The 23182-nt window shown below is 55.7% G+C and carries 28 protein-coding genes; 2 read left to right on the top strand and 26 right to left on the bottom strand.

The window, feature by feature from the left end:
* Position 1: 1 nt before the first annotated feature.
* From BBD41_RS19375 to BBD41_RS19305, 16 genes are all read right to left on the bottom strand, one after another.
* Entirely contained in the window at positions 2 to 568 is a 567-nt protein-coding gene (locus tag BBD41_RS19375) for a YmfQ family protein (RefSeq protein ID WP_099478484.1), read from the bottom strand.
* Positions 561 to 1715 carry a baseplate J/gp47 family protein gene (locus tag BBD41_RS19370; protein WP_099478483.1) on the bottom strand — a complete coding sequence of 385 codons (1155 nt, stop codon included), beginning with the start codon at positions 1713 to 1715 and terminating at the stop codon, positions 561 to 563. The genes BBD41_RS19375 and BBD41_RS19370 overlap by 8 nt, the downstream gene beginning before the upstream one ends.
* Positions 1715 to 2176 carry a DUF2634 domain-containing protein gene (locus tag BBD41_RS19365; RefSeq protein WP_099478482.1) on the bottom strand — a complete coding sequence of 154 codons (462 nt, stop codon included), beginning with the start codon at positions 2174 to 2176 and terminating at the stop codon, positions 1715 to 1717. Before BBD41_RS19365 ends, BBD41_RS19370 begins: the two co-directional genes overlap by 1 nt.
* The gene (locus BBD41_RS19360; RefSeq protein ID WP_099478481.1) at positions 2169 to 2558 is read right to left on the bottom strand and encodes a hypothetical protein; all 390 of its coding nucleotides are present in this window, start codon (positions 2556 to 2558) and stop codon (positions 2169 to 2171) included. The genes BBD41_RS19365 and BBD41_RS19360 overlap by 8 nt, the downstream gene beginning before the upstream one ends.
* The gene (locus BBD41_RS19355; protein ID WP_099478480.1) at positions 2551 to 3528 is read right to left on the bottom strand and encodes an XkdQ/YqbQ family protein; all 978 of its coding nucleotides are present in this window, start codon (positions 3526 to 3528) and stop codon (positions 2551 to 2553) included. Before BBD41_RS19355 ends, BBD41_RS19360 begins: the two co-directional genes overlap by 8 nt.
* Positions 3525 to 4160: a LysM peptidoglycan-binding domain-containing protein gene (locus tag BBD41_RS19350; RefSeq protein WP_099478479.1), complete on the bottom strand. Its 636-nt coding sequence runs from the start codon at positions 4158 to 4160 to the stop codon at positions 3525 to 3527. The genes BBD41_RS19355 and BBD41_RS19350 overlap by 4 nt, the downstream gene beginning before the upstream one ends.
* A gap of 64 nt (positions 4161 to 4224) precedes the next feature.
* On the bottom strand, positions 4225 to 5991 hold the full coding sequence (locus BBD41_RS19345) for a TrbL/VirB6 family protein (protein ID WP_099478478.1): 1767 nt from the start codon (positions 5989 to 5991) through the stop codon (positions 4225 to 4227).
* A gap of 14 nt (positions 5992 to 6005) precedes the next feature.
* Entirely contained in the window at positions 6006 to 6140 is a 135-nt protein-coding gene (locus BBD41_RS30490) for a hypothetical protein (RefSeq protein ID WP_257790686.1), read from the bottom strand.
* 23 nt (positions 6141 to 6163) lie between these two features.
* Positions 6164 to 6598 (bottom strand): phage tail assembly chaperone, encoded by a 435-nt coding sequence (locus BBD41_RS19340; RefSeq protein ID WP_007132046.1) that lies wholly within the window; start codon positions 6596 to 6598, stop codon positions 6164 to 6166.
* Between the two features lie 176 nt (positions 6599 to 6774).
* Positions 6775 to 7182: a phage tail tube protein gene (locus BBD41_RS19335; RefSeq protein WP_007132045.1), complete on the bottom strand. Its 408-nt coding sequence runs from the start codon at positions 7180 to 7182 to the stop codon at positions 6775 to 6777.
* A 143-nt stretch (positions 7183 to 7325) separates the two neighbouring features.
* Positions 7326 to 8795: a phage tail sheath family protein gene (locus BBD41_RS19330; RefSeq protein ID WP_099478477.1), complete on the bottom strand. Its 1470-nt coding sequence runs from the start codon at positions 8793 to 8795 to the stop codon at positions 7326 to 7328.
* Positions 8796 to 8797: 2 nt separating this feature from the next.
* Complete coding sequence (locus tag BBD41_RS19325) at positions 8798 to 9007, bottom strand: YqzN/YkzM domain-containing protein (RefSeq protein ID WP_099478476.1); 210 nt, start codon at positions 9005 to 9007, stop codon at positions 8798 to 8800.
* Between the two features lie 12 nt (positions 9008 to 9019).
* Positions 9020 to 9874, bottom strand: a complete 855-nt coding sequence (locus BBD41_RS19320) for a hypothetical protein (protein WP_099478475.1) — start codon at positions 9872 to 9874, stop codon at positions 9020 to 9022.
* A 329-nt stretch (positions 9875 to 10203) separates the two neighbouring features.
* Positions 10204 to 11160 carry an alpha/beta fold hydrolase gene (locus BBD41_RS19315; RefSeq protein ID WP_077568041.1) on the bottom strand — a complete coding sequence of 319 codons (957 nt, stop codon included), beginning with the start codon at positions 11158 to 11160 and terminating at the stop codon, positions 10204 to 10206.
* A 270-nt stretch (positions 11161 to 11430) separates the two neighbouring features.
* On the bottom strand, positions 11431 to 12228 hold the full coding sequence (locus tag BBD41_RS19310; protein ID WP_077568042.1) for a TetR/AcrR family transcriptional regulator: 798 nt from the start codon (positions 12226 to 12228) through the stop codon (positions 11431 to 11433).
* 334 nt (positions 12229 to 12562) lie between these two features.
* A complete protein-coding gene (locus BBD41_RS19305; protein ID WP_077568043.1) occupies positions 12563 to 13072 on the bottom strand; it encodes an ArpU family phage packaging/lysis transcriptional regulator in 510 nt (169 codons plus the stop codon).
* 277 nt (positions 13073 to 13349) lie between these two features.
* Here BBD41_RS19305 and BBD41_RS19300 point away from each other — a divergent pair, with 277 nt between their 5' ends.
* Together BBD41_RS19300 and BBD41_RS19295 are read left to right on the top strand one after the other, a co-directional pair.
* On the top strand, positions 13350 to 13790 hold the full coding sequence (locus BBD41_RS19300) for a helix-turn-helix domain-containing protein (RefSeq protein ID WP_189636076.1): 441 nt from the start codon (positions 13350 to 13352) through the stop codon (positions 13788 to 13790).
* A gap of 76 nt (positions 13791 to 13866) precedes the next feature.
* Complete coding sequence (locus BBD41_RS19295) at positions 13867 to 14292, top strand: ImmA/IrrE family metallo-endopeptidase (RefSeq protein WP_007132039.1); 426 nt, start codon at positions 13867 to 13869, stop codon at positions 14290 to 14292.
* A 181-nt stretch (positions 14293 to 14473) separates the two neighbouring features.
* Here the strand turns inward: BBD41_RS19295 and BBD41_RS19290 are convergent, their stop codons facing one another.
* From BBD41_RS19290 to BBD41_RS19245, 10 genes are all read right to left on the bottom strand, one after another.
* Entirely contained in the window at positions 14474 to 15034 is a 561-nt protein-coding gene (locus BBD41_RS19290) for a TetR/AcrR family transcriptional regulator (protein WP_077568045.1), read from the bottom strand.
* On the bottom strand, positions 15031 to 15450 hold the full coding sequence (locus BBD41_RS19285) for a YvaD family protein (RefSeq protein WP_077569097.1): 420 nt from the start codon (positions 15448 to 15450) through the stop codon (positions 15031 to 15033). Before BBD41_RS19285 ends, BBD41_RS19290 begins: the two co-directional genes overlap by 4 nt.
* Before the next feature lie 502 nt (positions 15451 to 15952).
* A complete protein-coding gene (locus BBD41_RS19280) occupies positions 15953 to 16690 on the bottom strand; it encodes a hypothetical protein (protein WP_077568046.1) in 738 nt (245 codons plus the stop codon).
* A 334-nt stretch (positions 16691 to 17024) separates the two neighbouring features.
* Positions 17025 to 17804, bottom strand: coding sequence for an AraC family transcriptional regulator (locus tag BBD41_RS19275; protein WP_099478474.1), 780 nt, complete (start codon positions 17802 to 17804; stop codon positions 17025 to 17027).
* A 6-nt stretch (positions 17805 to 17810) separates the two neighbouring features.
* The gene (locus BBD41_RS19270) at positions 17811 to 18407 is read right to left on the bottom strand and encodes a LysE family transporter (RefSeq protein ID WP_077568048.1); all 597 of its coding nucleotides are present in this window, start codon (positions 18405 to 18407) and stop codon (positions 17811 to 17813) included.
* Between the two features lie 125 nt (positions 18408 to 18532).
* Positions 18533 to 18901, bottom strand: a complete 369-nt coding sequence (locus BBD41_RS19265; RefSeq protein WP_077568049.1) for a DMT family transporter — start codon at positions 18899 to 18901, stop codon at positions 18533 to 18535.
* A 4-nt stretch (positions 18902 to 18905) separates the two neighbouring features.
* The gene (locus BBD41_RS19260) at positions 18906 to 19475 is read right to left on the bottom strand and encodes a TetR/AcrR family transcriptional regulator (protein WP_077568050.1); all 570 of its coding nucleotides are present in this window, start codon (positions 19473 to 19475) and stop codon (positions 18906 to 18908) included.
* Positions 19476 to 19911: 436 nt separating this feature from the next.
* On the bottom strand, positions 19912 to 20718 hold the full coding sequence (locus BBD41_RS19255; protein WP_077568051.1) for an energy-coupling factor transporter transmembrane component T family protein: 807 nt from the start codon (positions 20716 to 20718) through the stop codon (positions 19912 to 19914).
* Positions 20715 to 22544, bottom strand: coding sequence for an ABC transporter ATP-binding protein (locus BBD41_RS19250; protein ID WP_077568052.1), 1830 nt, complete (start codon positions 22542 to 22544; stop codon positions 20715 to 20717). Before BBD41_RS19250 ends, BBD41_RS19255 begins: the two co-directional genes overlap by 4 nt.
* Positions 22537 to 23166, bottom strand: a complete 630-nt coding sequence (locus BBD41_RS19245) for an ECF transporter S component (RefSeq protein WP_077569098.1) — start codon at positions 23164 to 23166, stop codon at positions 22537 to 22539. The genes BBD41_RS19250 and BBD41_RS19245 overlap by 8 nt, the downstream gene beginning before the upstream one ends.
* Between the last annotated feature and the right edge of the window lie 16 nt (positions 23167 to 23182).

Raw genomic sequence — 23182 nt, 5'->3', positions numbered from 1 at the left:
TTCAGGCACCTCCTGCAAATTTGTTTAAAGGCATCTGTCCCAGCTCGTCCAAGGTCATTGTCTCATGGATGTCACGGATGAGCAGGTAATTGAACGCATAATCCACCGCCAAATGCGCCGGCTTGATCTCCTCGATCGCCGCCTTCAGATCCTCCAGGTTCGGCGGAATGCCGAGCGTGTCGACGAACTGGACGGTAAATCGCCATTCCCCCGGTTGAAACGTAACCTCGACCGCGCCGCCGTCATAAGCTTCGGCGACGTTCTTGACGAGCCGGCCGGAGAAGGTTCCGGCTCCGCGCAGCTTCGACTCCAGCACAGCCCGCCGCTGCTCAATCGGCTTCGCCCGGTCCGTCGGGATACCGAGCTCCTCCTCCCAGCGGTCGAGCCCCCAAGTCGCGGTACGGACGAAGAACTGGTCCGCGGCTTCGTTGAGCGCTTGATACAGCGCGTCCAGCTCGCTCCCCTTGGCCTCCATGTCCGACTGCATGACGCGGGACGTCTCGTAGTAAGCCGGCAGATATGAAAACAGCTCGCGTCCCCGCAAGCTGTTGATCCTCGCCTTATTCACTTACGCTCACCGCCCCCAGCACCGCCACCTGGCCGGAGCCGATTTCGATGTTTTGCTGCTCGGCATGGCCGTTAATCGTCAGCTCCGAATAGTCGACGATGATCGGGATATCCAGCAGCACGGCGGCAATACGTGTATACCGGACAAGCGGATCCTTCCGGTTAAACGCGATTTGCTGCAGGTAAGCTTGGACCCCTTCCTCGATCAGCGCCCGGATTTCCTCAATCGTGGACGGCTGTTCCTGAGTGCGCTGCACCTTGACCGAGATATGAATCTCGACTTCCTCGGCCGGCATGACGGTGACGATAGGACCTGCCGGGGCCGTCCCCTCCCCTTGTCCATCCTGCGTCGGGTCGATATGCTGCTGGACGGCATCCACGATCTCCTGGCTAGCCGCCCGCTTGTCCGTGTCCAGCAAATAGAGGCCGACCGTCCCCGGTCCGGCCCACAGCGGAGCGACCTCCACGCCGCCGACGCCGGGTATTTCGCTGGCCCACTGCATATACTGCGCTTTGTTGCCGCTGGTCCCCTGGCTTCGGACCTTTGCGTAAAATCGCTCCAGCAGCGACTGATCCGTCTCAATATCAGTGCCGCTTCGCGTCGGCTCGGGATTCGTCACGGACGTGACGCCGCTGACGGAGGTCATCATCAGCTGGATGACCCCTGCCGGCACATTGCCGCTCTTCCCTGGAGTTACGGCACGGATCGGGGCTGAGCCGGTGCCGTCCTGTCCTAGCGTGACACTCGCTGTCGTGACATACTCTACCGAGGACTCCCCTGTCGTCTCGTCTGCCGGCGTTGCCACATACGTTCCCTTCGGGACATTCGTGCCCGGTTTCCCCGTAAACACGACACTTCCCGATGAAGCTACCGCGTCGCGTCTTGTGACGCCATGCTCGGCGGTCCGAAGATCCAGCTCGGCTGAGCGGATATCCGGGGAGTCGCTGGCCGCCGTGCTGGCAAATCCTCGGCGAAGCAGCTCCTGCGCCCACAGGGCCGCTTCGGACAGCATGAACGCCACCGGCGCCTGCGCGTCCCAAATAAAAGAGCCCTCGGATTTATCGATATCCGAAGGCACTTTTGCCAGCATGCGGTTCAAAATGTTCTCTTCCGTCTGTTCCTGCAAATACATCGGCACATCGGCCATCAGGTCATCACCACGCTTTCTATCATTTCCGTCTCATCCCGTACGCTCGTGATGCGGCAGCTAAAACGGCAGGCTTCCCCTTCCCATTCAAACTGGAATTGATCCACGCTCTCCGTGCGGGCATCCGCCAGCAGCGCTTCGGATACCATCCGCCGGATTTCGCTCTCCAATAACGGACGGCCATGCCCCTTGCCGATCAGCTCCTCCAATTCACTGCCATAGCCGCGAGAATAGATCAAATGCCGGTAGCGGGGAGTTCGAATCGTTTTTTCACACCAGACGACCCATGCATCCTTCTCATCCGCGGCAACCAATTTTCGGGTTGGGGTCATGACAAATTCTCCGGCTTCAAAATCAAACCGCCAGCTCCGCCCAAAAACGGCCCCGTGATCTTCGGACGTTTCAGGCCCAACTGAATCGGTCCAGATCATGTCCTCCGTTTCGGGGAACAAATTAGCCATGGCCGCTCACCACCTTGCACACCACGACGACGTCATGGCCGCCGTTGACGCGTACCGCCAGCACTCGATCACCGGGCTGTAATCCTTGGTTCAGCTTCCAGAGTGCCTCCTCCACTTCCGTTTCCTCCATTTCCAAAGAGACTGCCGTCTTGCCGCCATCTCCGCTGATCGTTCCTTCTACGGTTCGGCGAGGCAGCGACAATTGGCCCGGAAGCTCGGCAACCATATACTCTTGCAGCTCATGCTTGAAATCATCCAGCTTGAGTCCGGTCGAAGTTATCGTGCCGAGTACGGCTCCCACTCCGCCGATCGCTTGGCGGGTCTGCTTATGGAAGGAAGACAGTAAGGAGGATGCCAATTGTCCATAGGGGTCTTTACTCAAGATAAAACCTCCTTTTTACATCGTCATAGCTCCCAAGCTCCAGCATCATGCTTCCCGGATTGCCGAGCTCCCGGCTGACCGAAATCACAAGCAGCTTCGACGAACCGAGGATGACGGCATCTCCTGCGCGAATTGTGTTGATGTCCGGAGCGTTTACCGTGATCGTCTCCCGGATTCCCCGGAGTCTGCTTCGGACCAACTGACGCGCGGCCGCGGCGGATTTCACCTCATCGTCCTGGATGATCGCCTGCAGCTGCCCGTATTTGGCGATATCCTTCTCTTCGATGGCCATTACCTTCGAAGGGACCTCCTTCCCGGTCTCGCTGGCCGATGTTGCCAGCACCTTGACCTTGGTCGCCGCCCCTTCGAGCGTCCGCTGCTGAATCGTATCGGTTAACGTCTCTAAGACGTATACCTCGCGGTTTGACCCCAGCTCATACAGCTCAAGTCCCGAAGGGACCATGCGCGGATGGTACAGCTTGCCGCCGGCCTTGGCCGTTTCCCGCAAATCCGCGAACATGCTGGCATAGATCGACTGCGTCCGGTAAACGGAGCGTCCGAGCTGTTTTTCGGTATCGGGCAGATGGGCAATCTTGATGTTCCAGTCGGCCGCGTACTTTTTGAAGCGCTGCGTTGCCGTCTGTTTTGCCGGGAACAAATATTCATCCTCGGATTTATCCAGATAGACCGTCCGGTCATAGATCGTCAGCGTCATCCGCTTCACGCCATTGTTCGTAGTCTCCGCTTCCCAAACCACAGCTGGATGGAGCAGGGGAACATAGTCCTTCTTCCCATAGGGAATACCGCTGATCCGAATCGCCATCCCGGGTGAAATCGGCGGCAAGTCCGGCGTCACCACCAGGTTCACCGTGCCTTGATAGGCGACCTGCTCCAGGGAATCCCTTAAGTTGATAGCTTCCACCAGAGGCGACAAATCGTATTTGTCCTGCAAAATCACTTTATAACTCATGGCAGCACCAGCTTTTGACCGGGTTTAATGGCATTTGGATTGTTGCCGATCGCTTGCCGGTTCAGTGTATAGATCTGGTTCCATTTCGAGCTGTCCCCGAGCTCCAGCTTGGCGATTTTGGAGAGGGAGTCCCCCGGCTTGACCGTGTAAGTCTTGCTTTTCTCCTTCATGTCGGCCCGCGGCTTTTTGTTGATGCCCGATGCGCCGGCGGTTTTCGCTACTTTCATCTCACTCCACGTCCGGAGGGTCAGGTCGAAATACACATCCCCCTGCTCCCCGCCGCGAAACGTCGTTTGATGGGAAACCACGAACACCGGTACATTGACCGCGGTTTCGGTAATGATAAACTGAAGCGGCGTTTTGGACACCAGGAACTCATTGAGCGTATTCATGGCCGTTTGCGGTTTCGGGTGCGAATCCCGGCTTCCTTTGCAGTATGATTCGTCGAACTCTTTTGGAAAAAAAGAAGAGAAGGATATTTCCTTGATTTTGTTTCCCTGCGGAAAATCAAACTCGCCAAAGGTTAGAATCGTTGCCGTTTCAAAGCCCTTTTGCCGTGAAATGGTCACTTCCTCGGGATTAACCGGAAATATAAATTCCTTCCCCTTGCCGTTCTTCAAAATAAACTCCATCGCCGGCCCCTCCTTTCCGTTAAAATGCTGCTAAAGTTTCTTGCCTGCCTAGTGCCTCCAACCGTTAATATGGCATAGGCGCAGCCGGCTTCCGGTTCTGGGATGCTTTCATCAACTCCGCTCTCAGGCGCTGTCCGACCTGCAGAATCAATCCCTCCACATCCACCGGATGCTCCTCACGCACCGTAACCTGCACCGCTCCAGGCGGAAGATTATAGTTGGTTGTCGCCTCCGTTTTGGAATCCCGCAAATATCCCGTCAGCGCGCTCATTTGCTCCGGACTGATCTGAACCATTTGCGGCGACATCTGCTTGCCGGCGGCATACGCCTGGCTTCGGGCGGGATCAATGGCCGGTGGACCGAAAGATGATCCGGAGTATGGAAGGACTGGGGCGGATGGCGGGCGTGGGGTTGCCGGACCCGCAGGTATTGCTGGTGCCGGATTGGCAATCATGGCACTTGGGGCAGAAACGGCTGGTGCCGCCGGCTTCGGAGCCGGCTTTGCCTCGGCAACAACGTCCTTTTTCTTTTTCCCGAACGAGAACGTGTTGGAGAACCATTTCGATACCTTATCTCCGCCCGACTTGAACGTTTTCGTAATCCCGTTAATTGCACCGCCGATTTTTTCGCCCACGAAGCTGCCGACAGCGCCGCCGACGGTCGAACCTACCAAGGTGCCGGCCACCGGGATAACGGACCCGATCGCGCCGCCGATCGTTGCGCCTATACCACCGCCAACGGCAGAGCCGATCGCTTGATTGCGCTCTTTTCCGGGTTTGGCCGCCGCAATATCGTTAACGTCAGCTAAGAAGCCTAAAGGTCCCAAGATTCGCTTGCCTGCTCCCTTTAAGAAGCCGGAAGCAAGCTTGTTTGGAACTGCTCCTGCTGACACCTTGGAAGCAGCAACCTTTGGATCTGCTGCTACCGCCGCTTGCGAAGCTGCCCCGTTGTCCGTGCCTTTGCCCGCTCCAGATGCCGTACTGCCAGTGTCCGCTATTTTATCTGCCGGTGTCGCGGCAGCCTTGCTGCCAGGATTCGCCACTGCTTGTGCAGCCGGACTGCTTCCTGCGCTTATCCCGCTGGTCGCAGGGGCGCTGCTGCCACCGCCAAAAAGCGCGCTTCCGCTTTTCCAGAAGTCTCTGGCTCCTCCGAGAATCCCCGTACCTGCATTACCTACGGTTTCAATCAAGTCACCCGCGGCAGCGATCGTTCTAAATCCCCTTCCCTTTCGCTGCCTTCTCCCTCGCTCCACTCTGGATTCTTTAGGATAGGAGCTCTCCGAATTGGAGGAGTCTTTGTTCGCTTTGGTATCATTTCCAAGCCAGGCATCGCCTACCTTTTTCGTCTTATCGCGCAGCTCGCCTACGCTTTTAGCACCTCCTCCGAATGTTTTCATTGCCCCAAACATATCGATGGCATGATCAAGCTTGGATTTCGGCTTCTGTGCTCCTCCCCCGCCGCCAAGCTGCAGTTTCGCAAGCGCGTCGGCAAGGCCCTTCAAGGCAACTGTATTTTCTTTAAGTGCCTTTACTAAGGGATCGAAGTTCAGCGGCTGCGCGGAATGCTTGACATTCACATTCATATTCACATTCCCCGAAGCATTGATCACCTGCGATTTCACGCGGTTGATCTTGGCCAGCAGGTTGTCCAGGCCTTTGGAGGCGCGGTCCTTCAGCACGATCTCCGGTGCCATGCGGGTTCTGCCGATTCGCAGCACCCGGCCCTGGATGCGTTCGAAGTAGCGCTCCATGGCGCGCAGCTCGCGGTTCGCCTTGATGACGTTTTTCGGATCAATGACCAGATTCATCCGGTAGTTCATGGCTTCAGCCATATCGATTCACCTCCTCACATTTCGCTCTGATCTGCGAGCCGGTCCATTTCCTCCTGGGAAAAAGCGAGCAGCAATAAGCGCTCGCCTCGCGGCAGCCGCCAAAACTCTCCGGGGAGAAGGTGATGCCGGGCCCATAAGTGGTACAGCATCGTAGTCATTCCCCCGGAGCCGATCAGTTTTTTAGGTCGGCGATCTCGACTCCGAAGCCGGACAGCTCAAGCACCTTATCGCCGACGGCATCCAGCTCCCCGGCCAGCAGCATCCGGCGGACCGCCTGCTCTCCGCCCGACAGCTTCAAGCGGCTGGTGATGCGCGGATCGCCCCAGCCGTTCAGCGTCAGCCCTTTGACGGACAAGCTGCCGGTCGCTTCCGAAATCAGGAGCGCGTTGAACGTCTCCGTATCCACCTTCTCATCCACCGCGCCTTTCACGTTCCGGCGGACCGTGCAGCGCTCCCGGATGCTGTCCACCTTGCTCGAAGTCAAACCGTGCAGCACGATTTGCATATCGAGCCGCTTGATGCGCACCGTTTCCTCCGGCAGCTTCTCCGCCGCCTCGAACAGGCTGTCCAAAATTTGCTCTTCGCTCAAATGCTCGTTCAAGCTCACATCGTTGTCCCCTTTCCCGATTCTTTAGCCTTTCAATCGTTCACTCCACCAGTTATTCAAGGCGTGAACCATTCATCTCTTTTCCCATAAAAAGAGCAGCATCTCCCAACATTCACGGCATGTATCATCGATCGATGCTGCATATTTATGCTATTTTCACTCTTATAATAGAAATATTAGTCCGCCGAAATCGGATCGAGCAGCTCGTACCCCTCAAAGGTGAACGATGTCTCCTCCTGCACTTCTTCACCCGCAGTCCAGTTCGCGAGCTGGATCTTGTCCGGCATGCAGCGGATCAGGCGCACGCGCTCATGACCGTACGATTCCGGGTCGTCCAGCTTGGAAATAATATCGAACTTCGTAAAGCCGCGGGCGATCATGTCCGATGTGACCTTATAGCCGCTCATCGTGCCGGTGCCTTTTTTGCTCCCGCTCTTATGCACCGTCCAGTCGTTGCCGACCAGCTTCAGCTCGCGCTTCTCAAGCTCCACGCTCGCTTCCAGCTTGTTAATATGCGTCTGCCATACCCCGTCGATATAGGCCTGGCCATACGTTCCCATAATGACTCTTGAAGCATCCAACATAGATATTCCTCCTCAGCATTTTTGAATGATTGGATTGACCGGGCTTCACGGTGCCGCAAAAGTCGAACCGGTCCACTCGTTCCTAAATCGCCCTGCGCCCTTGCCGATACGGCTCTTCACGTTACCGTAAGCCACTTCTGCCTTTATTGCACGTAAAACGTGCCAAACAGCTGCTCCATCACATCGGTCAGCTTCACGTTCCATTGCAGGAACACTTGATCCGGCTCCGGCTGCTTCACCGCGGAATCGCCGTAGTAGGCAGGGTCCAGAATGACGTCATAGCCGTCCGGCTCGATGACGTTGCTCAGCGACAGCTGGCCCAAATATTCCTTCACGGCCCCGATCAGCGCTAGCCTGCCTTCCTCGGTGTTATTCACCTTGCCGATGTACGTGCCTTCAGCGGCCGCCTGCAGGTCGGCATGAATGGCATCCATGACGCGGATCGAACGAATCTTCTTCCACGCATTGTTCTGGCCCTCCGCCGGATTCACGAGCGTATTAATGCCCCGCAAAGCTTTCACCTGGCGTCCGTCAAAGATAAGCAGGAAAACACCGTTCTGAACCGCAAGCTCCTGTTCCGAGCGGCTCCACCGGCGGGTGACATCCTCAAATGGCGTCACCGCATATGTAGCGGACTGGTTCAGCCGCTGACCTGCAATCAAGCCAGCCACATAGGCGGCTGTCTGCGCAGAGCTGTAAACCACGCCGGACAAGCGCACGCCGGTGCCGACGTTCACAACGCCTTCATGGTTCAGCGCAAGCGAACGGGCGGCTGCGGTCTTCGGCGCATCCTTGGACACATCGTCGGCCGCGCTTCCGCCGAATACGGCCATAACTCCGCGACCTTCCTGGCGGAGGCGCTTCACCCAAGCGGCAAAGCTCTGAAGCAAGGACATGTCGGCCGCATCGTCCAGTGCCACGACATCGAACTGCCGGCCTTCGGCGGCTTCTTGAAACTCTAGATAATCCGCATTGGCAATTCCGCTGTTGCCGCTGGTTCCGCCGGTGAATGCTGCGCCGTTGACGTCGGCAGGCACTGCGCTGCCATCGCCGAGCACGGTCGCGCTCACCCAGACGTTCTCCGCGTCCTCATTCACCTTCGCAGCGATCGATGCGGCCGTACCGTCGGCGCCAATATAGGTGCCGAGCAGCTTGGCCCCTTCATACAGGCGGAGCTCCCGAGCGGCCGGATCCATCAGCGACGGCTGAATCGTTACCGAGAAGCCGTTTCCGCGGCTGCCCGGGTATTTAGCCTGAAGCTGCAGCACATCGGACGGCGTCGCTTCGCCATCTTGCAGCGTAACGGACGCCACCGAAGCCGTGCTGTCCGCAAGACGGTACGCGAGCAGCTTTTTCGGACCGCCCAGCAGCGCCAGATACAGCGTCCGGTAAGCGGTTGCTCCATTCTCGTGATCTGCGGAGAATAACTCGCCGATCGCATGCTCGTTTCCGATCTCGACAAACTCGCGTACCGGTCCCCAGTTCGCCTTTACGGGAACGATGACCGTCCCACGTGCGCCGCCTTGAATCGCCGAGGCTGCCGCCGCTTTAAAATTCATATACAAACCCGGCAATACCGGTTTATTCGTGCTATCCCATGTTCCTCCCGCCATAATCAGTCCACCTTCGCTTTCATAAAATGTTTGATTTGTTCCTGTACCTCCGCTACGGTAAACAGCTCGCCCGCTGCTCCGTACATAGCGCCGGTAATGACTTCAGGCCGGACGCCGAACCGTTCCTTGGCATGAGCCGTCAGCTCAGCCAATGTGTACCGCGGCTCGCTTCCGCTGTTCACTTCCGTCTTGATAGATTTCTTAACCGCCATCTCGAGCCCTCCTTAATTTAGAATCGGATGAACATGAACGCGGCGAATCCTTGCGGCCTCCTGCGCCGAACGCATCTGCCGCTGGATGAGCGTCAGCTTGAGCTGACCGTTCAAAATCGCATCGGCCTCCAAATCGCCGGAAATGCCGGCGACGGACAAATACCGGCCAGCTTCGGGATCAAGCAGCAGCTGGGCCTCGGAGCCAAGCGACTCCACCAGCGAAAATGCCGTTAACTGTTCATGCTCTGAAGAAGTAGACGCCACATGACCAGTGAAGCTCTTGCTGATTTCGTAGACGGAGGCTCCGGCCATCTTCGTCTCGCATCCCGACAATCGCCACAGCACGGCATGATCTTCCCGGTCCGCCGGCCATGCCGTCCGGTACACGCTCCAGCTGCTTCCGAGCTGCTTGGAGGTCCACGCGATCAGCGCGGAAAGCCACTCATCCGGTTCGCCGTTGCTTCCGGAGTCATGGCCGCTGGCTGACGCCTCCGGGACATAAACGCCGAAACGGATCACCCGGAGCGTGCGGCCGAGGCTGAAATCCCGCTGATCCGCTTCCGGAACGCCGAGATAATGAAGCTTGAAGGCATGGTCTTCCGGACCCGTTACCCGCTTCCGATGCAGTCCCTGTATGAGCCGTTCCGCCTGCGAATCCAGCTGACGTGCAGCGGCAGTCCCGCCCGCGTACAGCTTCAGCCTGATCACCTGACGGTAGCCGGCCCACGGTGATTTCCATACATCCTCGCCAAGCTGCACAACGGCAAAGAAATCATCTGCAGCGCTCTCTGGCGGATGCGCGTCATAAATCCGTCCCGCAAGCTCCGGTACCAATTGGATAACGGCCTGTTTAATCGCTTCTCTCATTCAACATATAGCCGAAGCGAAACCGGCATCCGGTGACACAACGACTTGCTTATCCATTCGTTCGTTTGCCCATTCATACGGCCCCCTCCTTCCTGTGTGATAATGAAACGGGAATGAGGCTAAGGGGGCTTGTCCGCATAAAAAAACCGGCTCCATGGCCGGTTCACATTTCCTGTGCGGGGTTAGCGGTGCTGCCCTTTCGCTTCATTCCCGATGCTATAATCTTACACCGGTCCGCACCAAGCGGAGACGGGGAATCGGCGAACATTCGGCGAAGTTTGGGATGACTTGCGGCGGTAAAAAGACGATACCTTCCCGAAGGCCTGCGACTAGTGCGCTTCGATTGCCCCTTCTTGCTCTAACGAGATCAGCATCTGTATGCTGTCCATCACGATGCCGGGGTGCAGCTGCGGAATCATATGCCCGGCATCGGGGTGCATGATCAGCTTGGAATGCGGAATCTCCCGATGCAGCCAGGTGCTGTGCACCAGCGTCGGGAACGGATCCGCTTCGCCGGCTGCGATGACGACTGGCACCGTGATCTCCCCGTATCTCTCGGAAATGTCGTCACACGCTTGGGCGAATGCCAGTACGTCCTCACGGTTGGCCCGGAATTGACCGGGCCGGAACCATAAAGCACGGACGGCCCTTCCGTATTCCGGCGGGACCGGTTCGGGAGCAAAGGTGGCCCGCATCATACCGCTCGATAGCAGCCGTCCCATCGGGACCAGAAGCGTATAGAGGAACAAGCTGCCAAGAATCGGCATGGTCACGAGCTTTGACAGCAGGTCTCCCTCCGCAGCCGGATAATGCTTTCTATACATCCCTCCACCTATGATGACCAGCCCTGACAGCTCATCCGGGTAATCGAGCGCATAGGTCAGCGCCAATACCCCGCTCCATGAATGCGCGACCAGGATCGGCCGCTCGGCTCCCAGCTGATGCAGCGCGCCATGCAGCAGCCTTGCCTGATCCTTCGGCGTTGTTATTCCCTTGCGGAATCTTCCGCTGTACCCGTACCCGGGACGATCGAAGGCTAACGCCCGGTACCCTTGACGGACTGCCCATGCTGAGGCTTCCTTGAAATCCTCTCCCCACAGCACCCCGCCATGCAAAAATACGATCGGCTGTCCGTTTCCTGCGTCGTGGACATGCAGCCGAACCCCCTCAGCCTCCACGAACGATCCGGCAGGCGGATATAATCGCTTCGCGCACCATACGGTGAATACGCTAAATATATATAGAAGAAATAAAATAACGACAGCTGTTCCGAACGCAAATAACATGCTGATCCCTCAATTCTTTATAGTATATCTTTCACGTACTTTTTAGTATGTTCACGACATAAAAAATACAGTTTAACCACCCAAACGTCTGAGAGACCCTCAAGTCTCTGTCAGAGCGAATTGGGTGGCGTAAACCTTGCTTTGAAGGCTTGTCCTCCGAGCGTCGACGCTGATCATCATGCAGCAGTCATCAGTATTCCGCTGGCCGGGAGAGGCACGCGGTAATAAGCCGTCCGCTGTGAACGCATTTAGAGCATATCCCCGTGCTGCTCAGCGCTCGGGAGAGGGACGAGGATCTATTCCGTTCCACAGCATGCCGGCAAAATCGTCCATCATCGAATCCAGCTCCATATCGTCCCGATGAATGACAGCGGTAACCATCAATCCGTGCATCACGGATTGAATATACACGGACATCGCTTTAGCATCCGCCTTGCCGGACAGCCGGCCGCTTCGCTGGAGCTCGGCGAGCATGTGCGACACCTGCTCATGCATCTCGTCGAATACAGCCGCCAGCTTCTCCCGGATACCCCGCTCGCGGCTGGATACAAGAAACTCCAGGAACAACAGGGCGGAGTCCGGATGCTCCAAACAGGCACGGAACTGCCCGCGGAGCCAGAACGATAGCGCTTGGATCGGATCTTCAGCCTCCAGGACGGCTTGTGCCTGCATGGGAATCAGCCGCCGCTGCGCGGCAACGTTATGCTCGAGCAGTGCCATATAAAGATCCTGCTTGCTGGCATAGTGCCAGTATACCGCCCCCTTGCTCATGCCGGCATCGGCAGCTACCTGATCGAGCGTAGCACCATTGTAACCGCAGCGTGCAAATACGCTTCGAGCTGACTCCAATATTTTCGTACGGGTATCGGCCTTGGCCGGATCCCTCCCTTGATCGCTTAGCTGATCGGCGAGGTATGCCCTCATCTGCTCCTTGCTGCCAAGATGACGCCTGACCGTTGTCCAGTGAACCCCCGCTGCTTCAGCGATATCGGCATAATTGATTTTATCAAGAGGCAGGCGGTCCGCCATGCTTAACGCAATTTCTACGATTCTGGACTTGGAATCCATATCGGCCCACACCTCGATCTGGTTAATAATATCACAAACACATACTTAATAGTATGTAAATAGGATACTTGCCAACAAGCTCCTTGTCAATGCACTTCATGAATCGTAAAAAAAACCGACCCTCAGCAGAGTCGGTTCTGGCCCACAGTCGTCCATTATTATCTAACGAGTCATCCATTATTGTCTAACGAGTCAGCCATTATTGTCTAAAGGAGTGATCCATCCATTGTCTAAAAGTCATCTATCTCTAGGCTAAAAAGTCCTCCAAGCCCGGTCAATCAACCTTTCATGATGTGCTTCCCGCGATCGATCTTCTCGAATTACCGAGACGGGTTTATCTTAGGGCCCCCACCGCCTCGGCCCCTTCATTCTTTTTCAGCCGGGTTAGGGGCTTCACGAGGGTATCCAGCGGCAACATGCCCAGATCGGCAAGCACCAACGCCATTTTGTAAAAAGCTCGGGTGCGGATTTTAACATAAGTGTCCTTACTTACCGGCGGATCGAAAATATGGTTGTACACCTTGTAGTCGTACACATCGTCCTGCTTCATGTACCGTTCCCTTATCAGCAGCTGCTCGCGCGCTCCCAGCCGCTCCACGATCGATTCGATCGTTTCGCAGTAGTGCTTCCTTGCCGCAGGCATATCTACATTATATATCGCTACCTTTGCCGTCTGATCCGAAGTCACATTCGTCGGTCCATGGAATCGCTCCGTGTACGATGCGGTCACGCTCGCCTCCCTCATCTCGAACGTTATCGTTTTATAAATTCGATACTTCTCGAATACCGCCTCAATCGCGTATTGGGTTTTTCTGCGATCCAATTCAGGTAACATATGATTCATACCGGTTCACTCCCCATTGATGATTTATCCTAGCTTACTTTTGCCATTTGGCAGAAAATCAAGGCCACGCCGACTGTTCGTATATTTGTTCGTATTTTCCGTTATAATACCACTATCTGGAGATCTTCGTAAACGTTCAATTGTGCTGCAAAAATCAAGAAATGGGCCCTCTCGCTCTCATATTCTTGCCTTTTGGCAATATTACTTTGTTTTTATTTTACCTGTTGGCAAAGGTATCGGATGGGTTTATACTATAAACAGAGGTTACAGATGGATTATGGTGAGGAGTGGCCGGAGCGTGGATCACAGATTTGGAGCATACTTGAAGCAGATGAGGGAAGACAAAGGCTTAAGCATCAATCAGCTCGCGCAAGCCGCTGAAATCAGCGGATCGCAAATCTCGAGGATCGAGAACGGGCTGCGCGGCATCCCCAAGCCGCAGACGCTTCGCAAAATTGCCGATGCGCTCGGGGTTCCCTATGAAGAACTGATGAGCAAGGCCGGTTATTTGGACTCGGAGCTTTCCCTGCATGAGGACCTGACCGTTCCCGATTGGGCCACGGCCAAAGATAAACGGGATTTCAAAAAAATGCTGGAGGACGACGGAGAGCTGATGTTCGACGGAATCCCCTTAAACCAGGAGGACAAGCAGCGCATCAAGGATGTGCTGACCGGCTTATTCTGGGAAGCCAAGCAGATGAACAAACGGAAAAAATAGCATGTCATGAAGGAGTACATAGCGATTACAACCCTACGACAACCCATAACAATCTCGATATTGCAGGTGAACCGGCATGGATGATCTTTTACAACCGTTAATCCGTCAGCTTGTCAGAAAACATCATACCAACTGCCCCTTCGAAATTGCGGCTTCGCTCGGCATTCATATCCGGTACGCGGACCTCGGCAAGACAACGAAGGGGCTGTACTTCCGCAAATTAAGACGCAGGTTTATCGTCATTCATAGTCAACTGCCGCCGCAGTGGCAGCGCTTCGTCTGCGCCCATGAGCTCGGTCACGATCGGCTCCATAAGGGAATCAGCCGATTTTTCCTTGAGGAGCATTCCTACTTCAGTCCGGGCAAGCTTGAACGTCAGGCGAATCGGTTTGCGGTTGCGTTATTGACGGCGGATTTGACCATTGGCCCGGGAGAGTCGTTGCATGAGTTCTACCTTCGGGCAGGCATTCCACAGGAAATGCTTTTATTTTTTAGACTTTAATCGAACATACGTTCTGATCCAGTGCAATCTTTAACCTATCATGATCCAATCATGTACGGGAGGCAGACACGCGAATCTGCGGGTAACGCATTCGCAGGAAAGCCAAAAGCGGCTGCACGGCAGCCGCAAATTCTCCACATCTGCGTGGCGTTTGTATGCTTGGCGGACTACAGGAGGGGACTTAACGGTTAGCGGGCGAACGGATGCCTTCCATCAAGAAGTCAACCATCTGCTCCAGTGCTTGCTGCAGCGTCAGCCGGCCACCGGAAGCATACTGGTCGATCAGCTGATATAATGCCCCTACATATACCTGAATGAACAGCTCGACATCAAAAGGACGAAAGATGCCTGCAGCAGCCCCCTCGTGAATAATCAGCCGGATATTCTCCCAGCCTGTATTCATGTAGGCATCGATTTGCCTCCACTGCTCCGGGTACCGGAGCTCCAATTCCTTCATCACGCGAATATCGTGGAAGGCGACGCCTTGCGGAAGGAGCGTTAATGCCCGGAACAGCTTATCCGCTAGAGGAATCGAATCGTCCTTCATCAGCTTCTCCTCCTCCGCCATCATATTCCCGATGGACTGGACCACGATATGGTCGACCAATTCCTCCTTGGATTCAAAATGCTGATACAGGGTCTTCGTGCTGATCCCGAGACGGCCTGCAACATCCCGAATGGAGAACTTCAGTCCACGCTGGGCGATTTCCTGAATGGCGGCCTGGGCGATTTTGTCCTTCATAGCGCCACCGTCTCCTTCCCGGTCACAGAACGTCCGCTTCCGATCAGCCTCGGCAGGAAGAAGAGCGGATACAGCATCAGGAACAGATTCGGCAGCCACCAGAAGAGATCGAAATCAAGCCGGATGCTCCAAAATGCAATGGCCTGCAGCCCTGAGCAAAACGTCAGCACAAGCGAAACCAGACACCACGGCTGCCATTTATAATTACCTTTCCTATAGAGATACATGCTCCATAAGCCGGTTCCGGAGATCAGCAGATCCAGCGGAAGGAACGATAAATTCCACGCCACCAGCAGCGGATTGTCATAATCCTGATACAGATACTCCTTCGGAATCAGGCTGAGGCCGATGAGCAGCCAATACAGGATAAATCCGATATCGGTAGCGAGCATCAGTGATTTTAATGTTCGGTTCATCCCCATCCTCCATCCTCCATTCTCCATTTTCCAATTTCCTTTTCACGCACGGAAATCATGGAAAACATTTTATTTTATATGTTTTCCATCTTACCCCACCTTTTTCTCATAATCAAGAGCGATTTAGGCATGTCTTATAACAACCGGCTGGCTGCATACCAAAAAGCCTCCGCTCTGCCGGCATTGTAACCGACAAACGAAAGCCATCTTTTTAGTTGTTTAGGGCTTTTGGCTGGGCTTGGTACCCTCTCTAACTGGCCCCAAATTGCCGGTATATAACCGGCGAACGGGATCCGTCTTTTTAGCTGTTTAGGGTTTTGACTGGGCCTGGTACCCTCTCTAACTGCCCCATTTGCCGGTATTGTAACCGGCAAACGGGAGCCTGTCTTTTAGCGGTGTATGGTTCCGCTGGAGGGCTGTTACCTCTCTCCTGCGGTTTATGGTTTCTCCAAAGCCTATTGCCCTATGCCCAGTCCTCGATCCGGCCGACCGGCTCAGCGCGTCATTCCCCCAGCGGTTCGAAGATCGCAGCCTGCCGCTTCCCAATCTTCATATGCTGGAGTCTTCGGAACCGGTCATGCTTTAATTTCTGTCCTTTATCGGAAATGACAGCGACAACCGAGCGGGCGGGATCGAGAGTCGGGTGGATCTGCTCGAAAAAGCGCCCCACCGGATCTTCGCTTCCGCCGCCCCAGCTAACCAAGTCCCCGTACGGGAGATCCGTCATGACGATGTGAGTTCCCCGGGCCCGGTCCAGCGCTCCCTTCGGGTCCGTAATATCCAGCTGGAAGCATGCCGCCTCTTCGACCGCGGATTCGGCGATCAGCTCCTTCAGGCGAGCGGCGCTTTGCAGCGCATCCCGATGGGACGGCTTTCCGTATTGTTCATACAGCGACTTGATCTGCTCGGCTCGCTGCTCGAGCCCCTCCTTGCGCAGCAGGGACAGGTTCTTCCCCGCGATTTGAAGCACATCGGGCTGAATATCCGAACCGATGATCCGGCCCAGCCGCCGTCCATGGAGCAGCCCGATCACGGTCAGCAAATACGCGCCTCCGCAGCAGGGATCATATAACGTGTAGGGACCCTCAGCCCCCTTTTGTTCCAGAATGTGAAAGCATCGCTGAGCCAGCTCGCTTGCCAGCCTTACGGGAAACGAGGTTGTGCCCCGGGCGTTATGCAGCACCCGGCCGCTGGCAAAATCCTCGTAGCTGCGCGGTGCCGATTCATATAGGTATTCCATGGTCATAATTCCTTCCATCTCTGTTCATGCAGATACATGCATGCTTATGCTGATTCAACTACAGATTAACACCGATTCGCCGGATCTCCAAACCTTTGAAGCATGTAAGGCGGATAGCGATGCGGCCGTTACCTCCCTACAGCTCAAAGAAGCAACCCTCTGGCCGGATCCGACACGCGGGTCTCCTGCGGGTTGCTTCCATTACCTTGATCATTAGGTCGGACGAGCAAAGGGCTAAAGCCCCGGTCGGTCCCTCATCCGCTCATTCGCTCATCTGCCGCCGATGCTAACCGCCTCTTTCACCTGCATATTGTCTACTCTGACAAGATACAGATTATCCCCCAAAATGGGACATGTAATCATAGGCCGTCGTGCCGTACACGTTCTTGAAATGCCGGTTCAAGTGTGCCAGATCCGTAAAGCCGCATTGGGAAACCGCGAGATATACGTCGCGGCTGTCCTCGATGAGATGCTTAGCCCATTCCACCTTGCAGTTTAAGTAATATTGGTAAGGCGACATGCCGCTGTTCGCTTTAAAGGTGCGGATGAACTGATATTTGGACATGCCGAACGCCTGGCTGATTTCATCCAATCGCAGCACTTGATCCAGATGCTCCTGCATCAGCGCCTTGGCTTTCTTGGCAAATCCGCTGTCCCGCTTGCCTTCTGACCTCAAAATGTCTTCATTAAAATGCCCCGCCAGCTCCAGCAGCAGCTCACTGCACAGCGCATCCGGCTTGCCGGTGAATATCGCCCGCGTGACATTAAGTATACTCTGTCTTAGGCCGGCGTCATACACGATCGGCGAATGGAAGCGGATGATGTCCTTCTTCTGAATCAGCTCATGAAACAGCTGCGGATGGATGTAGATCATCACATAGTCGATGCCCGTACGCTCCTGGGACCAGCCGTCATGGCTCTGTTCCGGTTGAAACAGCATCACGCCGCTCTGATAGGAAGCTTGCTGGCTTCCGTCGAGCGAATACTTTTGAATCCCGCGCAGGGTGACGCCAAGGGCGTACTCCTCGTGGTAATGCTTCTTATATTTGAAATCGGTAAAGCTCGCGGACAGCGCCGTGATGCCGCACGCTTTTTTATAGATAAACCGCTCCATCTTCCATCACCCCTTCAGAAGATTCGGTAAGTCCGACACGACGATGGCCGAGTACAGCAGGAACAAAGCCAAGACCGTGTTGGTCGTTCTCCGGTATTTTTGCAGAACGCCCTGAAACAGATTGCCGCACACCGCCCAGGTCATATACGCAGCCAGCCCGATCAGCGAAACGGCGACAACGAAGGCGGAAATGACCTGCCCCTCGGTATAGTATGGCATGACGTAGCTCGGAATGACCGTAAGTGTAAACATCACGACCTTCGGATTCAGAAACTGCATCAAAAAACCCGACGCGAAGGACGCCGTTCGGTTTGTTGACGCGTTGGAAACGTCCATATGGTATACCTGGTACGCCAGATACAGCATGAACAGACAGCCTGCAATCCGCAGCACCGGCAGAATGAACGGCAGTCGAGAGGACAGCGTCTCGCCGAGGACGACAGATAGGGCAATCAACAGGAAAAAAGCGATCGAGGCGCCGGCGATATAGCGGAGCGTTCGTTTGATCCCCGACTGCTGGACCGATGCCAGAATGACGATATTCGACGGCCCCGGAGAAAACGCAACGATAACGCAATAAATAAAGAACGAAGAATAGTTCATGACCTGCAGCTCCTTACAAGGAATTCCCTTGCATTATAGAGCGGCCGGCCGAAAAGGGTATAGTACATTATTGCGCATTCAAGAGAGCCGCCCGGGTATTCCATCGGCCGGATCCAAGGCCTTTATCAACCCGCCTGAACGTCCGTTTCCTCCGCCTTCGGCTGTTCCTGCGCATGGGCGCCGCCCGACAGGTTCAGCAGCACAACACCCGCAATGATCAGCAGAATCGAGAATATCTTCAAGCCGTTAATTTGTTCCGAAAAGAACGAATATCCGATCAGCGTGATGATCATAATGCCGAGGCCGGACCAGATCGCGTACGCCACCGAAATTTCGATCTGCTTCAGGCTCAGCGTCAGAAAGCTCAGACTGCATATATAAAAAACGACCAGCAGCACGCTCGGCAGCAGCTTCGTAAATCCCTCCGACATTTTCATATTAATGGTGCCGGCTACTTCAAACAAGATCGCCAGAGCTAAATAGAACCAGTGCATCGTTTCACTTCTCCTTTCCCTGCCCCGCGGCGATGCCGAACAGCAGAATATCCATGATCGACTTCAGCAGCTCCCCAAGCGGCATCTGATGCTTCACCGTTGCCCGGGAGTCGTACATTTGCTGGATTGCGCCCAGATACAGATCGATAAACAACGGAAGCGGGATCGGCTTGATGACGCCCTCCGCCATCCCCTGCTCCATCAGCTTGCTGACGATGCCCCACTCTTCTCTAAAAAAGGCGTCCAGCTTCTCCCATTGGTTATAATGAAACTTTTTGAGGTCCGTCAAAAGGCGCATATCCATCTTCTCCACCTCTTGGGGCAAGCAGATCAGGATTTGATGGATTTTCTCCAGAACGCCCAACTGTCCGTCCGCCGCAATTTCCCGCTCCCGCTGCTGGATATGCTGAATCAAGCTGTCAACGATCGACTCGACGATCTCTTCCTTGGAGGAAAAATGCTCATAAATGGTCCGCTTGCTGATCGCAAGCCCCTGCGCCAGATCACTGACGGTAAAGGCAAAGCCCTTCTGCTGGATCAAACGCATCGTTTCTTTCAAAATACGCTCCCGCATATTCGAGCCTCCTTGTTCTTCTTACGTTGAGCCACCTGGATACGGCGCTTCACTTCCGCCTTGCCCCTGACCGGGTTGTCGTCCGCTCAAGGCGTGCTTTGTCTTTCCTGTTCTTATCCCTCACCGTGTGCTTGGACTCTTCTGTTCTTGTGACCTCAAAACCGTACTTTGTCGTTTTTGTTCTTGTCACCTCAGAGAGTGTTATGTGCTTTTCTGTGTTGTTGGCAACTCAAAAAAGTGCAGCATCCAAGTGGAACGCATACCGCCCCAGGTATGTAAGATTGGTACCAGTAGTAACAATTCGGTACCATCCGTATTATATACCATTAAGACGGAATATCCACCCTTTTTTCGCTGCCCTATGCAACGCCAGCCCAGCACAAAAACACAAAAAAGGCAGCTTACGCAAAATTACTAGCGTAAGCTGCCTCTCTATCTAATCAAAGCGCACATCCCCGATGCCAAACCATGGAAAATGCCCCGCAGCGGCATAAGCGCCGTATGCTGCCGCCGCAAGCAGCGCGATGGTGAGCAGATCATAGCGGGAATAGCGCGAGGGGTAAAAATACGTTCGGCGCCGTCCCCGCTCACCGTCAAATCGCTTGGCTTCCATCGCCGCCGCAACCCGGTGCGCCCGGCGGATGCTCTGTGCAAGAAGCGGCACCACGTACATCCCTGCCCGGTTCACCGCCCCGCGGACGCCGCGGATCGGGACCACTCCCCGCACCTTCAGCGCTTGCCGGCGGATCACATATTCCTCCCACACCATCGGCAGAAGCCGGATGGAAGCCATAAAGCTGTAGGCGTACTTGGGAGCAAGCTTCAGCTTTTGCATCAGGCTGTAGAACAAATCGACCGACGACGTCGTCGTCACGAGCAGAAGCCCTTCGCAGGCGAAGGCGATTCCTTTAAACCCGAGGTGCAATCCACGATAGAAGCTTTCCTCCGATACCTTGAACAGCCCCCATTCCCACCAGATCGTCTCTCCCTTCCCGAACAGCATCATGGATGATGAGGAAGAGATGAAGGCGAGCAGAAATGGAATGAAGAACAGCAGCATCTTCCATGTGCGCACACCTGACAGCGCCAGGAGGCAGATCATAAAGATCAGCGCCTGATACGCCACGAAATCAATGTCGTGCGTCAGCACCGTCATCAGGAACAGGCAGCAGACGAGAAGCAGCTTCACGACCGGATTTGCCCGGTGCAGGCACGTGATGCGGACCGGATTCCATAGATTCATGACCTCACCTCCGCGTACGGCTTGCCGGAAGATTCCTTGTTCTCCTCACGGGCAGCATACTCCTTGGCTTCGCCCTCTGACCACATCGGCGGATAACCGTTCTCCTGGAAGCCAGGCGCTCTCCTTGCCGCCAGCCTTGGCGATGCCATGCAGGAGACCAGCTGCCCTTGACGAATCTCCCAAATATGGGTGGCCGCCTGCTCGGCGATTCGCATCTCGTGGGTGACCATCATGATCGCCGTCCCGGCCCGGCGCAGCCGTTCGCACATCTCCAGAATCGCAAACGTGTTCCGCGCATCCTGGCCAAACGTAGGCTCATCCAGCAGCAGCACCGCCGGCTGTCGGGCCATGGCTGTGGCCACGCTGAGGCGGCGCTTCTGGCCCGTGGAGAGCTGGTACGGATGCCGGCTCTCCTTGCCGTCTAGTCCGAATCGCTCTAGCGTCCGGCTGGCCTGCTCAGCCGCCTCATCCGAGGACATGCCGTCCACCAGCAAGGAGTACGCCACCTCATCCGACACCCGCTCCGTCACGAATTGCAGCTCGGGATTCTGAAATACGAATCCGATTCGGCGGAGCATCCGCTCCTTTTGTTTGCGGTTTCGTCTTCCTTTCCCTAGCGGTACCTCCTCCCCGCCGAGGAGGTACCTACCTTCCGCATTCAGCAGCCCCATCAGACTGAGAAGCAGCGAGCTCTTCCCCGCCCCGTTCGGCCCGACAATCGCAATAAAATCGCCCGGATACACCTCCGCCCCCTGGACGGTAATAACGGCTTTGTCCCAACGCTTGCCTGAAAATTCAGCCAGCTGAACGGCAGGCTTGCTCTGTTCCGCCGACGTAAAGTCCGCCACGTTAAGCCGTCCGGACTCCTCACCGGAATAGAGCCGTTCCCGGTTCTGTATCTGAGCAGCTGTTCCCAAATCCCCGGCGAAGGAATCATCCTGGCGGGATCCGCCGGAGGATGCGCTGGATGATGCGCCGGAGGATGCACCGGAGGATGCCTCGAGCGGTGCAAATATTTCCCTGCCGGATGGGGACTGCGCATAATCGTCCCATACGCCGGGATACCAGATGCCGAATTCCTTCAGCTCCCGCGAATAGCGGGCGAATACATCGGCCGGCGTGCCTTCACCCAGAATCGCCCCATCCGGGCCAAAAAGCACGACCCGGTCTGCATATTCAGCCATCTCTTCAATCCGGTGCTCCACGATGATCAAGGTTCGCCCTGAGGATACGGCCTTCACCGCCGTCCAGATTTGCTCGCGGCCCTCGGGATCGAGCAAGGCTGACGGCTCATCCAGAAACAGCACCTCCGGCTCCAGCAGCAGGGCAGAAGCCAGTGCAAGACGCTGCTTCATCCCTTGCGATAAATGCGCGATTTTGACATGCAGCGACTCCAGCTCCAATCCGACCGCATGCAGCGCTGCCTGCATCCGCTCTTCCATCTGCTCCCGTGGAACGCATTGATTTTCCAGGACGAATGCCAGCTCCTCGTCCACGAATGGCATGCAGAACTGGGTGTCGGGATCCTGGAACACATATCCCCAGGATGCGGGAAGCTTCTGCGCCTCGCATTTCATCGGCACCTCCGTCGCCCGGGGAATCATCCCGCTCAGCACCTGAAGAAGCGTCGATTTCCCGCAGCCGCTTGGACCCAGCAGCAGCACCTTTTCTCCGCGGGCGGCCGAGAACGAAAGGTCTTTGAACATCAGCCGTTCCTCGCCCGGATATTTAAGGCGCAGACCTTCCACATAAACCGCCGGCTCCGCCTGCGGATCATTAGACGCATCGACGGTATTTCCGGGGAGGTCCGTTAGCGTTTTAGACATGGCGCGAATCGTCCAGCGCCTCATAGTCTTTTTGCGAAGCCGGACGCAGCAGGGAGGTTACGCCGGTACGCTCCAGCGCTTTGGCGAGGACGAGCATCAAGAGGCCTGCAATGACGGCGCCGCTGAAGATCCGCATGCCGTACTTCGCCAGAAACATCCAGGTCTGCAGATCGTCCGTGTAGCTGTAGAAGAAATCAAGCAGCATCGAGCCGACGGCAGCAGCGGCCCCGGCCAGAGCCACCGTCAAGGCAGAGGAGCTGCGGTAGCGGGTTGCGGCAAATACGAGCTCGGCCCCCAAGCCTTGAATCAAGCCATACATCAGCAGCGTAAGCCCCCACCCGCTTCCGAACAGCACTTCGACATGTGCGGCTGCGACCTCTGCAATGATGGCCACGCCGGGTTTCCGAATCAGCAGATAGGCCAGTGTCGCCGCGGCAAACCACATGCCGTACAGCAATTCGTCCGCTTCGAAAAAGAGCGGCTTCAGCAGGTTGTATACCGAGCCCCAAAAGTGATACACCACGCCCAGCACCAGCGATACAAGCACCGTCACCAAAATATCGCTCAGTCTGAGCCCTTTCCTCGGCTGAGCCCCCATCATTCCTTGCCTCATCGTTTCCATCATACAACTTCCCCTC

Source organism: Paenibacillus ihbetae (assembly GCF_002741055.1).
Lineage (GTDB): Bacteria > Bacillota > Bacilli > Paenibacillales > Paenibacillaceae > Paenibacillus_AQ > Paenibacillus_AQ ihbetae.
Note: the sequence above shows the minus strand (reverse complement) of the source record. Positions and strands in the feature narration are given on the sequence as shown.

Bases quoted from the DNA above. Each gene is read 5' to 3' on its own strand.
- BBD41_RS19370 (WP_099478483.1), bottom strand. From the start codon at position 1,715: ATGGCCGATGTGCCGATGTATTTGCAGGAACAGACGGAAGAGAACATT.
- BBD41_RS19365 (WP_099478482.1), bottom strand. From the start codon at position 2,176: ATGGCTAATTTGTTCCCCGAAACGGAGGACATGATCTGGACCGATTCA.
- BBD41_RS19355 (WP_099478480.1), bottom strand. From the start codon at position 3,528: ATGAGTTATAAAGTGATTTTGCAGGACAAATACGATTTGTCGCCTCTG.
- BBD41_RS19350 (WP_099478479.1), bottom strand. From the start codon at position 4,160: ATGGAGTTTATTTTGAAGAACGGCAAGGGGAAGGAATTTATATTTCCG.
- BBD41_RS19345 (WP_099478478.1), bottom strand. From the start codon at position 5,991: ATGGCTGAAGCCATGAACTACCGGATGAATCTGGTCATTGATCCGAAA.
- BBD41_RS30490 (WP_257790686.1), bottom strand. From the start codon at position 6,140: ATGCTGTACCACTTATGGGCCCGGCATCACCTTCTCCCCGGAGAGTTT.
- BBD41_RS19335 (WP_007132045.1), bottom strand. From the start codon at position 7,182: ATGTTGGATGCTTCAAGAGTCATTATGGGAACGTATGGCCAGGCCTAT.
- BBD41_RS19330 (WP_099478477.1), bottom strand. From the start codon at position 8,795: ATGGCGGGAGGAACATGGGATAGCACGAATAAACCGGTATTGCCGGGT.
- BBD41_RS19325 (WP_099478476.1), bottom strand. From the start codon at position 9,007: ATGGCGGTTAAGAAATCTATCAAGACGGAAGTGAACAGCGGAAGCGAG.
- BBD41_RS19320 (WP_099478475.1), bottom strand. From the start codon at position 9,874: ATGAGAGAAGCGATTAAACAGGCCGTTATCCAATTGGTACCGGAGCTT.
- BBD41_RS19315 (WP_077568041.1), bottom strand. From the start codon at position 11,160: ATGTTATTTGCGTTCGGAACAGCTGTCGTTATTTTATTTCTTCTATAT.
- BBD41_RS19310 (WP_077568042.1), bottom strand. From the start codon at position 12,228: ATGGATTCCAAGTCCAGAATCGTAGAAATTGCGTTAAGCATGGCGGAC.
- BBD41_RS19305 (WP_077568043.1), bottom strand. From the start codon at position 13,072: ATGAATCATATGTTACCTGAATTGGATCGCAGAAAAACCCAATACGCG.
- BBD41_RS19300 (WP_189636076.1), top strand. From the start codon at position 13,350: ATGGTGAGGAGTGGCCGGAGCGTGGATCACAGATTTGGAGCATACTTG.
- BBD41_RS19295 (WP_007132039.1), top strand. From the start codon at position 13,867: ATGGATGATCTTTTACAACCGTTAATCCGTCAGCTTGTCAGAAAACAT.
- BBD41_RS19290 (WP_077568045.1), bottom strand. From the start codon at position 15,034: ATGAAGGACAAAATCGCCCAGGCCGCCATTCAGGAAATCGCCCAGCGT.
- BBD41_RS19285 (WP_077569097.1), bottom strand. From the start codon at position 15,450: ATGAACCGAACATTAAAATCACTGATGCTCGCTACCGATATCGGATTT.
- BBD41_RS19280 (WP_077568046.1), bottom strand. From the start codon at position 16,690: ATGGAATACCTATATGAATCGGCACCGCGCAGCTACGAGGATTTTGCC.
- BBD41_RS19275 (WP_099478474.1), bottom strand. From the start codon at position 17,804: ATGGAGCGGTTTATCTATAAAAAAGCGTGCGGCATCACGGCGCTGTCC.
- BBD41_RS19270 (WP_077568048.1), bottom strand. From the start codon at position 18,407: ATGAACTATTCTTCGTTCTTTATTTATTGCGTTATCGTTGCGTTTTCT.
- BBD41_RS19265 (WP_077568049.1), bottom strand. From the start codon at position 18,901: ATGCACTGGTTCTATTTAGCTCTGGCGATCTTGTTTGAAGTAGCCGGC.
- BBD41_RS19260 (WP_077568050.1), bottom strand. From the start codon at position 19,475: ATGCGGGAGCGTATTTTGAAAGAAACGATGCGTTTGATCCAGCAGAAG.
- BBD41_RS19255 (WP_077568051.1), bottom strand. From the start codon at position 20,718: ATGAATCTATGGAATCCGGTCCGCATCACGTGCCTGCACCGGGCAAAT.
- BBD41_RS19250 (WP_077568052.1), bottom strand. From the start codon at position 22,544: ATGTCTAAAACGCTAACGGACCTCCCCGGAAATACCGTCGATGCGTCT.
- BBD41_RS19245 (WP_077569098.1), bottom strand. From the start codon at position 23,166: ATGGAAACGATGAGGCAAGGAATGATGGGGGCTCAGCCGAGGAAAGGG.